General features: G+C 69.4%; 11 protein-coding genes and 1 riboswitch. Of the genes, 4 read left to right on the top strand and 7 right to left on the bottom strand.

The genetic code is table 11. The features are described 5' to 3' along the window. Position 1: 1 nt before the first annotated feature. From ACTOWL_RS10965 to ACTOWL_RS10955, 3 genes are all read right to left on the bottom strand, one after another. Positions 2–2,284, bottom strand: a complete 2,283-nt coding sequence (locus ACTOWL_RS10965; RefSeq protein WP_441321261.1) for a glycosyltransferase family 4 protein — start codon at positions 2,282–2,284, stop codon at positions 2–4. Positions 2,285–2,366: 82 nt separating this feature from the next. Then, entirely contained in the window at positions 2,367–2,507 is a 141-nt protein-coding gene (locus tag ACTOWL_RS10960) for a hypothetical protein (protein WP_441321260.1), read from the bottom strand. 75 nt (positions 2,508–2,582) lie between these two features. Further along, complete coding sequence (locus ACTOWL_RS10955; RefSeq protein ID WP_441321259.1) at positions 2,583–3,263, bottom strand: cold-shock protein; 681 nt, start codon at positions 3,261–3,263, stop codon at positions 2,583–2,585. Here ACTOWL_RS10955 and ACTOWL_RS10950 point away from each other — a divergent pair. Further along, positions 3,247–3,693 (top strand): tetratricopeptide repeat protein, encoded by a 447-nt coding sequence (locus tag ACTOWL_RS10950; RefSeq protein ID WP_441321258.1) that lies wholly within the window; start codon positions 3,247–3,249, stop codon positions 3,691–3,693. The genes ACTOWL_RS10955 and ACTOWL_RS10950 overlap by 17 nt on opposite strands. 120 nt (positions 3,694–3,813) lie before the next feature. Continuing rightward, entirely contained in the window at positions 3,814–4,278 is a 465-nt protein-coding gene (locus ACTOWL_RS10945; RefSeq protein ID WP_441321257.1) for a hypothetical protein, read from the top strand. Between the two features lie 35 nt (positions 4,279–4,313). On the opposite strand, the gene ACTOWL_RS10940 is transcribed toward ACTOWL_RS10945, so the two are convergent. Together ACTOWL_RS10940 and ACTOWL_RS10935 are read right to left on the bottom strand one after the other, a co-directional pair. Beyond that, positions 4,314–5,372 carry a fatty acid desaturase gene (locus tag ACTOWL_RS10940; protein WP_441321256.1) on the bottom strand — a complete coding sequence of 353 codons (1,059 nt, stop codon included), beginning with the start codon at positions 5,370–5,372 and terminating at the stop codon, positions 4,314–4,316. A 296-nt stretch (positions 5,373–5,668) separates the two neighbouring features. Next, positions 5,669–6,568, bottom strand: coding sequence for a LysR family transcriptional regulator (locus tag ACTOWL_RS10935; protein ID WP_441321255.1), 900 nt, complete (start codon positions 6,566–6,568; stop codon positions 5,669–5,671). 93 nt (positions 6,569–6,661) lie between these two features. On the opposite strand from ACTOWL_RS10935, the gene ACTOWL_RS10930 reads away from it, so the two are divergent. Beyond that, a complete protein-coding gene (locus ACTOWL_RS10930; RefSeq protein WP_441321254.1) occupies positions 6,662–8,272 on the top strand; it encodes a GMC family oxidoreductase in 1,611 nt (536 codons plus the stop codon). 33 nt (positions 8,273–8,305) lie between these two features. Here ACTOWL_RS10930 and ACTOWL_RS10925 read toward each other — a convergent pair whose 3' ends face one another. Beyond that, positions 8,306–11,221: a ribonucleoside-diphosphate reductase subunit alpha gene (locus ACTOWL_RS10925; RefSeq protein WP_441321253.1), complete on the bottom strand. Its 2,916-nt coding sequence runs from the start codon at positions 11,219–11,221 to the stop codon at positions 8,306–8,308. A gap of 111 nt (positions 11,222–11,332) precedes the next feature. Next, positions 11,333–11,525, bottom strand: a riboswitch (cobalamin riboswitch). A 145-nt stretch (positions 11,526–11,670) separates the two neighbouring features. On the opposite strand from ACTOWL_RS10925, the gene ACTOWL_RS10920 reads away from it, so the two are divergent. Then, positions 11,671–12,288 carry an acetoacetate decarboxylase family protein gene (locus tag ACTOWL_RS10920; protein ID WP_441321252.1) on the top strand — a complete coding sequence of 206 codons (618 nt, stop codon included), beginning with the start codon at positions 11,671–11,673 and terminating at the stop codon, positions 12,286–12,288. Here the strand turns inward: ACTOWL_RS10920 and ACTOWL_RS10915 are convergent. Further along, the gene (locus ACTOWL_RS10915) at positions 12,251–12,436 is read right to left on the bottom strand and encodes a hypothetical protein (RefSeq protein WP_441321251.1); all 186 of its coding nucleotides are present in this window, start codon (positions 12,434–12,436) and stop codon (positions 12,251–12,253) included. The two genes, ACTOWL_RS10920 and ACTOWL_RS10915, sit on opposite strands and share 38 nt — an antisense overlap. Between the last annotated feature and the right edge of the window lie 238 nt (positions 12,437–12,674).

Here is a 12,674-nt window from a genome sequence, read left to right as displayed (position 1 = left end):
CTCACGTCTCAGCCAGGCGCGGCACGAATTTCGCTCGGCCGTCCACGACATGCGCGATCTGGCGCATCTCCAGTTGGCTGAGAAGATAGGAGACGACCGATTCACCGCCCTGGTTCTCGTTCACCCGGTCGGGATGCAGGCCGTCGCGGCAGCCGCCGGTCTCCGGGTCGACCAGGGGCAGCGACAGGTCGTTGTCGCCGAAGAACCAGGCGAAGGCGCGCGTCGCATCGGCCCGCCATTCCGGGTCACCCTCCACGCGCCACGCCGCCAGGCAGGCGGAGACCGTCGCCGTGACCTCCAGGGGCTGCTGATCGAAGGGCTGCGGCGCCATCCGCTTGTCGCCGAAGCTGCTCGACCCGACCGGCCGGAACACGCCCGCCGGCGTCGTCTGCAGCGCCATCAGCCAGTGCAGGGTCCGCAGGCCCGCATCGACGAACTCCGCCGACCGGACGGCCGTCCCGGTGACGATCAGGGCCTGCGGCAGCCGCGCATTGTCGTAGGCCAAGCCGTCCTCGAACCAGGTCCAGCCCCCGGTCTCGACGGCGGCGAGGATCGCCATCAGCCTTGCGGCCAGGTGGTGCCGGACGCGTTCGGCGAGAGTATCCTCGGCGACGACGTCGCAATAGGCGTCGAGCCCGAGCAGGGTGAAGGCCCAGGCGCGGGGCGAGCCGAAGGCCTCAGCCGCCGGCAGCGCTTCGGCGAACAGCGCGGCGGCCCAGCGCCGCCGCGACACGCTGGCGTCGCTGCGGGCGCATTCGCCCAGGGCCCAGAGCGTCCGGCCGTGGCTGTCCTCCGAACCGCTCTCCTCGAGCCAGCGCCGGTCGAAGCCCATGAAGTTGCGGAACCGCCGCGTGCCGGGATTCCAGGCATGCTGGACGAAGGCCGCAAGCCGGGCCGTCAGGACCTCGGGCAGCCGCGCCTCGCGGGGGTGGTTGAGGGCACAGGCCACCAGCAGCGCGCGGGCGTTGTCGTCGACGCAGTAGCCGTGGGATCGATCGGGCACCGAATGCACCGCATGCTGGAACAGCCCGGTGTCGTCGCACATCGACAGGAAATGGCCGAGCTGCGTTGCCGGCGGCGCGAAGCCGGGGCTCATCGGCTCGCGCGGGTCGGGCCGCTCGACCACCCGGAACCGATGCCCGCGCCGCGCACGCTCGAAGACGTCCCGGTATTGCTCCGCCGTGCGCGCCCAAGTCATCGACCGGCTGCTCGCATAGGCGCGCCGGCGCATCGCCTCGCGCCGGATGTCGTCGGTCAACAGCCCCGCGACCGCTGCCCCAGTGGCCGCGGCGTTGCCGAATGGAACCAGGATGCCGCGCCCGCCGGCCAGCAGCTCCCGGGCGTGCCAATAGGGCGTCGAGACCACCGCCTTGCCGAGGCCGAAGCTGTAGGCCAGGGTCCCCGACGTCATCTGCGCCTCGTCGAGATAGGGCGTGACATAGACGTCGCACATGGAGATGAACTCGAGCAGCGTGGCCAGATCGACGAACTGGTCGAGCAGCACGACATGCCCTTCGACCCCGCGATCCCGCGCCCGGGCCACCAGGCTTTCGCGGTAGACCTCACCCTGGTCGCGGACCAGGTTGGGGTGTGTCGCGCCGAGCACGACATACATCGTGTCGGGCCGGCTCCGCAGGATGTCCGGCATGGCATCGATCATGACCTCGATGCCCTTGTTGGGGGACAAGAGGCCGAAGGTCAGGATGACCGGCCGTCCGGCGAAGCCCAGCTTGGCCTTCGCCGCGGTGGGCTCGGTGAAGGCGGCGTCGGGAATGCCGTGCAGGATGACATCGATCTTGTCCGCCGGGACGCCATAGACCGTCCGCAGCAGGTCGCGGCCCTTCCTGGCCATGACGGCGACCCGCGCCGATGCGCCGATGATCCGGCTCAGCACGTCCCGCTGCGCCGCCGTCGGCTCGGCCAGGACCGTATGGAGCGTGGTGACGACCGGCATGGTCAGGCGCGACAGCAGCGCCATGACATGGCCGCCGGCCTCGCCGCCGAAGATGCCGAACTCATGCTGGAGCGAGACGATGTCGAACTGGCCGGCATTGAGGGCATCGGCCGCCCGGACGTAGTCTTCGATCCGGTCGTCGGTGATCTCGATGCGGACGGCAGCCGGGTAGTCATAGGCGTGGCCTTGGTCGGTCATCGCCGCGATGCAGGTGTCGGCCACCGCGTCCGACGCCGCGACCGCCTGCTGCAGATCGGTCGTGAAGGTCGCGATCCCGCAGCGGCGCGGGAGCGAATTGCCGATGAAGGCCACACGGATCGGCTGGGTCATGGCAGCGCCTCCATCGGAAGACCGCCTGCCTGTTGCCGCGGCGGCAAGGCGGTCCGGAACAGGACGGTCGATGCGCCTGGGCTCAACTCTTCTTCTTGCCGTTGCCGGCGCCCGGGGCCGCCACCCGGCTCAGCAGGCTCACGGCCGCACCGTGAACCACCGGCTTCGTCGCCTGCTTGGGTTTGCGGATTTCCCGATTGCTGCGTTTCTGCCCCTTGGCCATGAAATCTCCTCTGCACCCGGTGTGGCGGCGTGCGGTCTGTGGTAACGGAATGCAGCGGCAGCCGCGCCGGCGCGATCAGTCCACGGCCTTGAGATTGTCCGCGGACGGCTTCCCGCTCCTCTGATCGGCGACGAGATCGAAGCCCAGCCGCTGGCCCTGGCTCAACTGGCCGAGGCCGGAGCGCTCGACAGCGGTGATGTGGACGAAGGCGTCCTTGCCCCCGTCATCCTGCGTGATGAAGCCGAAGCCCCGCTGGGCGTCGAACCATTTGACGGTTCCCGTTGCCATGAATTCCTCTTTTCGCAAGCGTTGGCCCGGCCGGCCCTCGACATTCGCGGGGCGACCGAATTCGCAGCCAGATGAGAGAATCCGGATCTCCGCTGCGCCCAATGGGCGCAAAGCCGAAGCTCTATATCCGGAATTGATCCGATAATCATGGACTATACCCGTCGAGATCCCTAGAAAATACGATGCCCAATTGACAAAAAATAAGCTGCCGAAATTACTTCTGAATACGCGATGTGTTTCAACCACATACGGATATGGGTGAGATTCAGAAATATAGCAGCCGCCTGGGCAGCGATGTTTTCGGTCGCAATAGCGATCGGCCGACACCATATCAGTGGCATAAGGCACGGAATCGCGTCCGGAATGCGGCGCGACCGGGATATCGGTCGTTTGCTCCGCTGAGCCCTTCCGGCGTTCCGGTCGCCGGGGCGCCGGAACAAGGAGACCACCAGTGAAGATCGACAGCATGAGGCGGCTGCAGCGGGACGCCGAGCTCGGCGACGCCGTGGCGCAGTTCAATCTCGGCATCGTCTACGGCAATCGCAGCGGTGAACCCGGCTATACCGTCGAGGACAGGCGGATCGACGCCATCCGATGGCTGGAGCGCTCGGCGAACCAGGGCCTGCCGCGGGCGCAGAGCCGGCTGGCCGAAATCTATGTCGACGGCCCGGACGCGTCGAAGGACGCGGTCAAGGCGTGCGCCTGGTTTCTCCTGGCGGCGGCAGGGCAGCCCGGCGCGCGGGGCCAGGATGCCCGATCGCGCTACGAGCGCGCATCCGCGCAGCTGACCGCCACCCAGATCGCGCAGGCGCATCGCCGGGCATCGCGCTGGCGCCCGAAGATCGAGGCGGAGAAGACCGAGGCGGGGGCGCCGGACCTCGCGACGGCGCCGCAATGAAGGCCTGGCTTGTCCCGCCCGTCGTGATTCCGATCAGCCTCGTGGTGCTGATCGTCATCTACGCCGCAGCCCGGGCCTTCGCCTAGCCGCAGGCTCGGGCTGCGGATGAAGGAGCCGCGAATGATCATGCGGACCAGCAGCAGGACCGTGACCTTCGCCCGGCCGTTCACCCTGAGCGGCATCGACGGGCCGCAGCCGCCCGGAACCTACGCGGTGGAGACGGACGAGGAGCAGCTCGACGGTTCGTCGCCTCCGGTCTACCGGCGGGTCGCGACGATGATCCGCCTGCCGGGCCGCCCCGGCAGCGGCGAGCTGGTCCAGGTCGTCACCGTGGATCCGGACGAGCTTGCCGCGGCTCTGCTGCAGGATGGCGCACCGACGGACTCACCCGCGAAAGCCGGCCCTGCAGAGGGCACACGCGCCGAGGCCCGGCCGGGAGAACCGCCGGGGCAGCCCGCGCCGCGCCCGCTCGATCGGCTGCTGGACGGCTGGCGATACTGGGCGGCGACCAATCCCCGGGCTCCGGCCTGGATCGTCGCGATCGCCGCCGGCGTCCTGTTCGCCACTCTCATCGTCGCCTGGTGATCGGGCTGACGCGGGAAGCGCCGCCGTCAGACGTGTCAGCTTCGGGCGATGGCCGCGGCCGGGAAACCGACCATCTGCTGCCGCTGCTCGTCCCACAGCGCGAAGAACGGCGCGCGCAGGGCATCCCACAGGCTCAGGCTCGGCACGGCATGCAGCTGCTGAATCGCGGCGTGGCAGGCCGGCAGGCGGTAATTGGGGATGCGCGGATTGAGGTGGTGGATGTGGTGGAACCCGATGTTGCCGGTGAACCACTGCAGGATCCGCGGCAGCCTGAGATAGGATGAGCCCTGCAGCGAGGCCGTGCCGAACCGCCATTCCGCGTCCCGCTGCCACAGCGTCTCTTCGAAGCGATGCTGAACCGCGAACAGCCAGACGCCGATGATCGAGGCGATCACCATGATCGGCAGCTGCACCAGCAGCACGCGCTCGAACCCCAGGATCAGCCCGAGGCCGCCGAACAGGCCGACGATGCCGAGGTTGGTGGCATGGACCGACAGCCGTTCCCGACGCCAGTCCTTCGGCGTGTCGAAGGGAATCCGGTACAGCAGCAGGAAGACCAGCGGCGGCAGCAGCAGTCCGGTGATCACCGGATGGCGGCTCAGCCGATACAGGAAGCGGCGGCGCGGAGCGAGGGCCTGGTATTCCGACACGGTCAGGCAGGTCGAATAGATGTCGGCCCCGCTGTCGCGCCGGTCGAGATTGTTCCAGACGGCGTGGTGCCCGGCATGCTGGCGGCGCCAACTCGCAAAGGGCGTGAAGGTGATCAGGCCGCACAGGCGGCCGAGCGCGATGTTGGCGCGGCGGGACTCGAAGAACGACGCGTGGCCGCAATCATGCTGGATGATGAAGAGGCGCACGGTCAGGCCGGCCGCGATCACGGCCAGCCCGAGCGTCAGCCAGTACGACACCCCCAGGCTGGCATACATCGTCGCGCAGACCGCGACAAAGCCGGCCAGGGTCGAGGCCAGCTGCCAGACCGCCCTCGGCAGGCTCGGCGTCCGGAAGCGGGCCACCTCGGCCCGCAGCGCCGCATCGGCGTCGACCGGCGCGCGCGGCTGTGCCGTGTCTGGGTTCGGATCGGGAGTGCTTTGCATGTTTGTCCCTGAACTGTCCGGCGGAGCCGGGCGGTACTATTCTTGGAGAATTCTCGAGGGCAAAGCAGACGACAACAGCGCTCCACAACAGCAAGCAGTGCAACGTCGAAAGGTGCGGAAAGCTGGGCTCGGCGCCCGATCACGAGCATTGAGCGCTGGCCGGACAAATCTCGGTCGACCGAAAGAATATGGGATCGGCGACCGGTAATTGTAAGCCGCCGGATGCGCAATCGGGACGCGGCAGGCGGCAGGCGCCCGGCATTCGCCGGGCAAGAGGGAGGCAGGCTGGTGCGGCCTTATCGATCCGTCAGGAAGTCGCCGTGCCGCTCGACGCATCGGCGGATGAAGTCCCGCAGGATGCGGATTCGCGGCAGGTCCATGTGCTCCTCATGCGCGCTGATCCAGTAGCTCCGGCGCAGCCTGACATCGCCGGGCAGGACCGCGGCCAGGGCGGCGTGCTGCTGCGCGATGAACCGCGGCAGGACGCACAGCCCGTCGCCCCGCAGGACGGCGTTCAGCTGCCCCAGCAGGCTCGTCGCCTGCAGCGGCACGGTCAGGCCCGGCAGGACCTCGCCGAGATAGTCCAGCTCGCGCGTGAAGATCAGGTCGTCGACATAGCCGATGAAGCGGTGCCCGCGCAGATCCTGCCGGGCCCGGACCGGCGGGGCCTTGGCGAGATAGCCGGCCTCGCCATAGATCCCGAGGTCGTACTCGGTCAGCCGCTCGGTCTGGAAGCGGCCCCGGGCCGGCGGCGCCAGCGTCACCGAAAGGTCGCCCTCGCGCTGCGACAGCGACAGGATCTGCGAGACGGTGACCAGCTCGATCGTCAACTGCGGATAGGCTGAGGTGAATTCGCCCAGATGCCTGGCGAGGAAGTGGTTGCCGAAGCCGTCGGGCGTGGCCAGGCGGATCTTGCCGACCAGCCCCGCCTGCGGCCGCCCCAGGGCCTCCGTCGCCTCCCGGGCCGCCGCCTCGACCCGTTCGGCATGCGGCAGCAGCTCGGCGCCGGCCGGGGTCAGCATGTAGCCGACCGGGCTGCGGTGGAACAGCGCCGATCCCAGGGCATGCTCCAGCGCGGCGACGCGCCGGCTGACCGTGGCATGGTCGCTGCCGATGGCGCGGGCCGCGCCGCTCAGCGTGCCATGCCGCGCCACCTCGACGAAGAAGCTGAGGTCATTCCAATCGTAGCGACGCATGCTGTTCATAATCGCACAGGCCCTTGGGGAACATTCCCGTATTGCTGATCAGATTCTCCCAGTAATGCAACGGTCAGCAACGGGAGGATGGCGATGGCCGGCGATCAGGAGTTCGATTTCATCGTCGTGGGCGGCGGTTCGGCCGGCTGCGTGCTGGCCAACCGCCTGTCCGCGAGCGGGCGGTATCGGGTGGCGCTGGTCGAGGGCGGCGGACGCGACGACTGGATCTGGTTCCACATCCCCGTCGGCTATCTCTTCGCCATCGGCAATCCGCGGTCGGACTGGCTGTTCCGGACCGAGCCCGTCCCCGGCCTCAACGGCCGCGATCTCGCCTATCCCCGCGGCAAGGTGCTCGGCGGCTGCTCCGCGATCAACGCCATGATCTACATGCGCGGCCAGGCCGCGGATTACGACGGCTGGCGCCAGCGGGGCCTGGTCGGCTGGGGCTGGGACGACGTGCTGCCCGTCTTCCGCAAGCACGAGGACCATTGGCGCGGCGCCGACGCGCTGCACGGCGCCGGCGGGGAGTGGCGGGTGGACCGGCCGCGGCTGCGCTGGCAGGTCCTGGATTCGTTCATCGGCGCGGCGGAGCAGGCCGGGATCCCGCGGTCGGCCGATTTCAACACCGGCAGCAACGAGGGCTGCGGCTATTTCGACGTCAACCAGAAGCGGGGCCGGCGCTGGAGTGCCGCGCGGGGATTCCTGCAGCCGGCGCTGAAACGGCAGAATCTCTCGGTCTTCACCCGGGCGCTCGCCGAGCGGATCATCATCGAGGACGGGCGGGCGACCGGCGTCGTTCTGCGCCAGGACGGACAGGAGCGTCGGCTGCGGGCGCGGGCGGAGGTCATCGTCTCGACCGGCGCGGTGGCGACGCCCGCCCTGCTGGAGCGATCGGGCATCGGCGACGGGGAGCGGCTGCGGCAGCTCGGGATCGAGGTCGTGCGCCACCTGCCCGGAATCGGCGAGAACCTGCAGGACCACCTGCAGCTTCGGCCGATCTTCAAGGTCGCCAATGTCCCGACGCTGAACATGCAATACCGGTCGCTGCTGCGCCGCGGCCTGATGGGGGCCGAATACGCCCTGCTGCGGCGCGGGGCGATGACCATGGCGCCGTCGCAGCTCGGCGCCTTCACCCGCTCGGCGGCGCAGTACGAGACACCCAATCTGCAGATGCACATCCAGCCGCTGTCGCTCGACAAGTTCGGCGACAGCATGCATCCGTTCCCGGCGATCACCACCAGCGTGTGCAATCTCCGCCCCGGCAGCCGCGGCTCGATCCATGCGCGGTCGAGCGACCCCGCGGCCCCGCCCGTCATCGCACCCAATTATCTGGCAACGGCGGAGGACCGCCAGGTCGCGGCCGATTCGATCCGAATCGTCCGGCGCATCATGCAGCAGCCGGCCATGGCCCGGTATTCGCCGGAGGAGCTGCGGCCCGGCCCGGAACTGACGTCGGACGCGCAGCTGACCGCGGCGGCGGGGGATGTCGGCACCACCATCTTCCACCCGGTCGGGACCACCAGGATGGGCGTCGACGGCGATCCGATGGCCGTCGTCGACGGCTGCCTGCGGGTCCGGGGCGTCGCCGGTCTGCGGGTGGTCGATGCGTCGGTCATGCCGACGATCACCTCGGGCAACACCAACTCCCCCACCATCATGATCGCGGACAAGGGCGCGGCGATGATCCTCGACGCGGCGCGCTGAGACGCCGGCCCGGCCGAGGATCTGCCGGAACCGCTACTGGCAGGCCTCGCAGGTCGGGTCGTCGATCGGGCAGACCATCGGCGCCCCGTCGGTCAGCGTCAGTTCCTCCGCGGCTGGGGCCGGCGCAGGGGCCGCAACCGGCGCCGGGGCGGAGACGGCGGTGAGCTTGCCGTCGGTGCCCTTCAGCGTCGACTTCTCGACATGGGTCGCGCTCATCGCCCGCAGATAGTAGGTGGTCTTCAGCCCGCGCTTCCAGGCCAGGCGGTACAGCGTGTCCAGCTTCCGGCCGTTCGGGTTGGCGATGTAGAGGTTCAGCGACTGGGCCTGGTCGATCCATTTCTGGCGCCGCGCCGCCGCCTCGACCAGCCAGGAGGCGTCGATCTCGAAGGCGGTGGCGTAGAGCGCCTTCAGGTCGTCCGGCACCCGGTCGATGGCGCCGAGGCTGCCGTCGAAATACTTCAGGTCCGAGATCATCACCTCGTCCCACAGGCCGAGCGCCTTGAGGTCGCGGACCAGGCCGGGATTCACCACCGTGAAGTCGCCCGACATGTTGGCCTTGACGTAGAGGTTGCGGAACGCCGGCTCGATCGACTGGGCGACGCCGCAGATGTTGGAGATGGTCGCCGTCGGCGCGATCGCCATGGTGTTGGAGTTGCGCATGCCGATGGTGCGCACCTGCTCGCGCAGCTCGCTCCAGTCGAGAGCCGCGGAGCGGTCGAGGTCGAGCACGCCGTCGCGCGCCTCGGCCAGCAGCTCGATAGAGTCGATCGGCAGGATGCCCCGGCTCCACAGCGAGCCGTCGAAGGACGGGTAGCGCCCGCGCTCCGCCGCCAGGTCGACCGAGGCGGAGATGGCGTGGAAGCTGATCACCTCCATGCTCTCATCGGCGAAGCGCACCGCGGCGTCGGATGCGACCGGCAGGCGCAGCGCCTGCAGCGCGTCCTGGAAGCCCATAATGCCGAGCCCGACCGGACGGTGCCGCAGGTTGGACCGGCGCGCCTCGGGGATGGTGTAGAAGTTGATGTCGATGACGTTGTCGAGCATCCGCATCGCGGTGCGGATGGTCCGCTCCAGCCGCGCCCGGTCGAGGCCAGGGCTTCCGTTAGAATTGGCGCCGATGTGGTTGGCGAGGTTGATCGAGCCGAGGTTGCAGACCGCGACCTCGTCATCCGAGGTGTTCAGCGTGATCTCGGTGCACAGGTTCGAGGAGTGCACGACGCCGACATGGCCCTGCGGCGAGCGGATGTTGCAGGGGTCCTTGAAGGTCACCCAGGGGTGGCCGGTCTCGAACAGCATGGTCAGCATGCGCCGCCACAGGTCGAGGGCGCGGACCTGCCTGTGCACGCGGATCTCGCCGCACACGGCCTTCGCCTCATAGGCCTCGTAGGCGGTCTTGAACGCCGGGCCGTACAAATCGTGCAGGTCGGGCACCTCGTCCGGCGAGAACAGGGTCCAGGGACCGTCGGCCTCGACCCGCTGCAGGAACAGGTCCGGCACCCAGTTGGCGGTGTTCATGTCATGGGTGCGGCGGCGGTCGTCGCCGGTGTTCTTGCGCAGGTCGAGGAATTCCTCGATGTCGACGTGCCAGGTCTCGAGATAGGCGCAGACCGCGCCCTTGCGCTTGCCGCCCTGGTTCACCGCGATGGCGGTGTCGTTGGCGACCTTCAGGAACGGCACGACGCCCTGCGACTGGCCGTTGGTGCCGCGGATATGGGCGCCCAGGCCACGCACGCGGGTCCAGGAATTGCCGAGGCCGCCGGCGTATTTCGACAGCAGCGCGTTGTCCTTGACCGCCTTGAAGATGCCGTCCAGGTCGTCCGCCACCGAGGTCAGGAAGCAGGAGGACAGCTGCGGCCGCGGCGTGCCGGCGTTGAACAGCGTCGGCGTCGAGCACATGAAGTCGAAGGAGGAGATCAGGTCGTAGAACTCGATCGCCCGCGCCTCGCGGTCGATCTCGCGCGCGGCCAGCCCCATGGCGACGCGCATGAAGAAGGCCTGCGGCAGCTCGAAGCGGATGCCCCCGGTCTGCAGGAAGTAGCGGTCATACAGCGTCTGCAGCCCGAGGAATTGGAACTGCAGGTCGCGCTCCGGCTTCAGCGCGGCGGACAGCCTCGCCAGGTCGTAGCGCGCCAGCTCCGGATCCAGCAGGTCGACCGCGATGCCCTTCTTCACATAGGCCGGGAAGTACTCGGCGTAGCCCTGCACCATCTCGGCATGGGTGGCGCGGGTCGGCCGGCCATGGACGAAGCTCAGCGCCTCATGCCGCAGCAGGTCCAGCAGCAGCCGGGCGCTGACCTGGCTGTAGTTCGGCTCGGTCTCGATCAGGGTGCGGGCCGCCATGATCGGTGCCAGCGCCAGCTCGGCCTCGCTGATGCCGTCATAGAGGTTGCGCCGGGTCTCGGCCAGGACTGGCCCGGCGGCGACATCGTCCAGGCCGGCGCAGGCCTCCTCGACCAGCCGGACCAGCCGCGCCTGGTCGAGCGGCGCGCGGCTGCCGTCGGCCGCGGTGACATGGAGCGCCGGCGCCACCGGCGAGGATTCGGTCTTGGCCGCGGCGGCGGCGCGCTCGCGCGACCGCTCGTCGCGATACAGCACATAGGCGCGGGCGACCTTGTGGTGCTCGCCGCGCATCAGGGCCAGCTCGACCTGGTCCTGGACCTCCTCGATGTGGAAGGTGCGGCCGTGGTCGGCGCGGCGGGCCAGGGCGCCGACGATCTGGCCGGTCAGCCCCTCGACGATGTCGTGCACCCGGCGCGAGGCGGCGGCCCCGGCGCCCTCGACCGCCAGGAAGGCCTTGGTCAGCGCCACCGAGATCTTGGATTCGTCGAAGGCGGTGACGGCGCCGTTGCGGCGGATCACCTGGTAGGCCGGCTCGGCAGACGCGCGGGGCGCCGCCGGGATGGCGGGTGCGCCGGCGAGCGCGCGGTCGGATTCCTGGATGGCTGACATCGGCAAACCCCATGATCGTATTGGGGCTTGGGCCGAAGATGCGGAGTCGGCAACGCACCGGCAAGCCGGCGCGTCTCGCTCATCGCACCGCCGGGACACCCCGCCCGAGGACGCACTACGCAATCACGGACCGGTCTCCTGGCTCGCGGTCGGCGGCCCCTCCGTCTCGCCTTCCCGGCGGGTCTCTCCGCCAGTGACTCAAGACGACGGAAGGTCCTTCCGCTTACAGTTGCGGGGGCAGCCCCGGCTTTGCCGTCAAGCGGCGCACCGGATTCCCTGTAGCGCCCGTGATGTCTAGATATTGACGTCTTTGTGACGGTCGACGTCAATACCTAGTTGGTGCCGTCGCAAACTTCGCAATCCAAGTTCGTTTTCGGCTCCCCGGATGCAATCCCGGAATCGCCGCTTCCCACCCTGCGCACCACGCGCCGGGTTATGCTGCAAAGGTCATGACCGACGCCCTCTACCCTCCCCCGCCCTGGCGGCTGCGCGGCACGGTGCAGGCGGCGCTGTGGCGGGTACCGCGGGCGGCGCTGCCGGGGCCGCTGCCGGCCGGCGCCGGGCCGCTGGGCTGGGGCCGGAGCGCGCTGCTGGCGACCGTGCGGGCGGAGTGGCAGCCGGGCGGCGACCTGGCTTATGCCGAGCTGGTGGTCGCCGTGCCGGTGCGGCTGGGGCGCCGGATCGGCGTCACCATCACCGCCGCCTGGGTCGACAGCCCCGCCGCGCTGGCCGGCGGCCGGGCGCTGTGGGCGATCCCGAAACGGCTGGGCCGGTTCGAGGCCGCAGTGGGGCGGACCGAGCTGACCGACGCGCAGGGGCTGGTGGCAACCTTCACCGACCGGCCGGGACGCGCCCTGCCGCTGCGCCTGCCGATCCCGCTGCGGGTGCTGCAGCCGGACGGGGCCGGTGTCCGGATCACGCGGGCCGCCGCCACCGGCCGCGGCCGGCCGCGCCTCGGCGGCCTCGACTGGGAGTTTCCGCCGGACGGGCCGCTGGCGCTGCTGGCCGGACGGCGGCCGTTCCTCGCCCTCACGCTGGCAGACGCCGAGGCGCGGTTCGGGCTGTGACCGACCGGCCCGCCGGATCGGCGCAGTCCGGCTGCGGCGGCTCGACCCAGAAGGGCAGGTCGGCCAACTCGCGCGGGGTCATGCGCAGCAGCGCCTCGGCGCCGTCGGTCTGGCGCCGGCGGTCTCGGCGCCGGAAGAAGAGCATCATCGCAGCCTCCAGATCTTCTCCAAGAGATAGGTCCGCCGAACGGCCGGTGGGATGGACAGTGTCTCCTCGGAGATGGAGAAAATCTCCATAGGCCGGCGGTCGCATTCTCCAGCCGCCGGGCTTCGCCCGAACGGAATTGGAAAGGACTGGAAACCTTCCGGCGTGACAGGGGTTGTCACATCACCGTCATCCCGGAGGCGAGATCCGGGCGCGCAAGAAGAACAGTCATATCCAGGCC

This window comes from Inquilinus sp. CA228, assembly GCF_052078665.1.
In the GTDB taxonomy this organism is placed as follows: Bacteria; Pseudomonadota; Alphaproteobacteria; order DSM-16000; family Inquilinaceae; genus Inquilinus.
Note: the sequence above shows the minus strand (reverse complement) of the source record. Positions and strands in the feature narration are given on the sequence as shown.

What these genes read in the sequence shown, in the direction of transcription:
- ACTOWL_RS10960 (WP_441321260.1), bottom strand. Translation starts at nt 2,507, where the DNA reads ATGGCCAAGGGGCAGAAACGCAGCAATCGGGAAATCCGCAAACCCAAG.
- ACTOWL_RS10915 (WP_441321251.1), bottom strand. Translation starts at nt 12,436, where the DNA reads ATGATGCTCTTCTTCCGGCGCCGAGACCGCCGGCGCCAGACCGACGGC.
- ACTOWL_RS10965 (WP_441321261.1), bottom strand. Translation starts at nt 2,284, where the DNA reads ATGACCCAGCCGATCCGTGTGGCCTTCATCGGCAATTCGCTCCCGCGC.
- ACTOWL_RS10930 (WP_441321254.1), top strand. Translation starts at nt 6,662, where the DNA reads ATGGCCGGCGATCAGGAGTTCGATTTCATCGTCGTGGGCGGCGGTTCG.
- ACTOWL_RS10940 (WP_441321256.1), bottom strand. Translation starts at nt 5,372, where the DNA reads ATGCAAAGCACTCCCGATCCGAACCCAGACACGGCACAGCCGCGCGCG.
- ACTOWL_RS10935 (WP_441321255.1), bottom strand. Translation starts at nt 6,568, where the DNA reads ATGCGTCGCTACGATTGGAATGACCTCAGCTTCTTCGTCGAGGTGGCG.
- ACTOWL_RS10955 (WP_441321259.1), bottom strand. Translation starts at nt 3,263, where the DNA reads ATGCTGTCGATCTTCACTGGTGGTCTCCTTGTTCCGGCGCCCCGGCGA.
- ACTOWL_RS10920 (WP_441321252.1), top strand. Translation starts at nt 11,671, where the DNA reads ATGACCGACGCCCTCTACCCTCCCCCGCCCTGGCGGCTGCGCGGCACG.
- ACTOWL_RS10925 (WP_441321253.1), bottom strand. Translation starts at nt 11,221, where the DNA reads ATGTCAGCCATCCAGGAATCCGACCGCGCGCTCGCCGGCGCACCCGCC.
- ACTOWL_RS10945 (WP_441321257.1), top strand. Translation starts at nt 3,814, where the DNA reads ATGATCATGCGGACCAGCAGCAGGACCGTGACCTTCGCCCGGCCGTTC.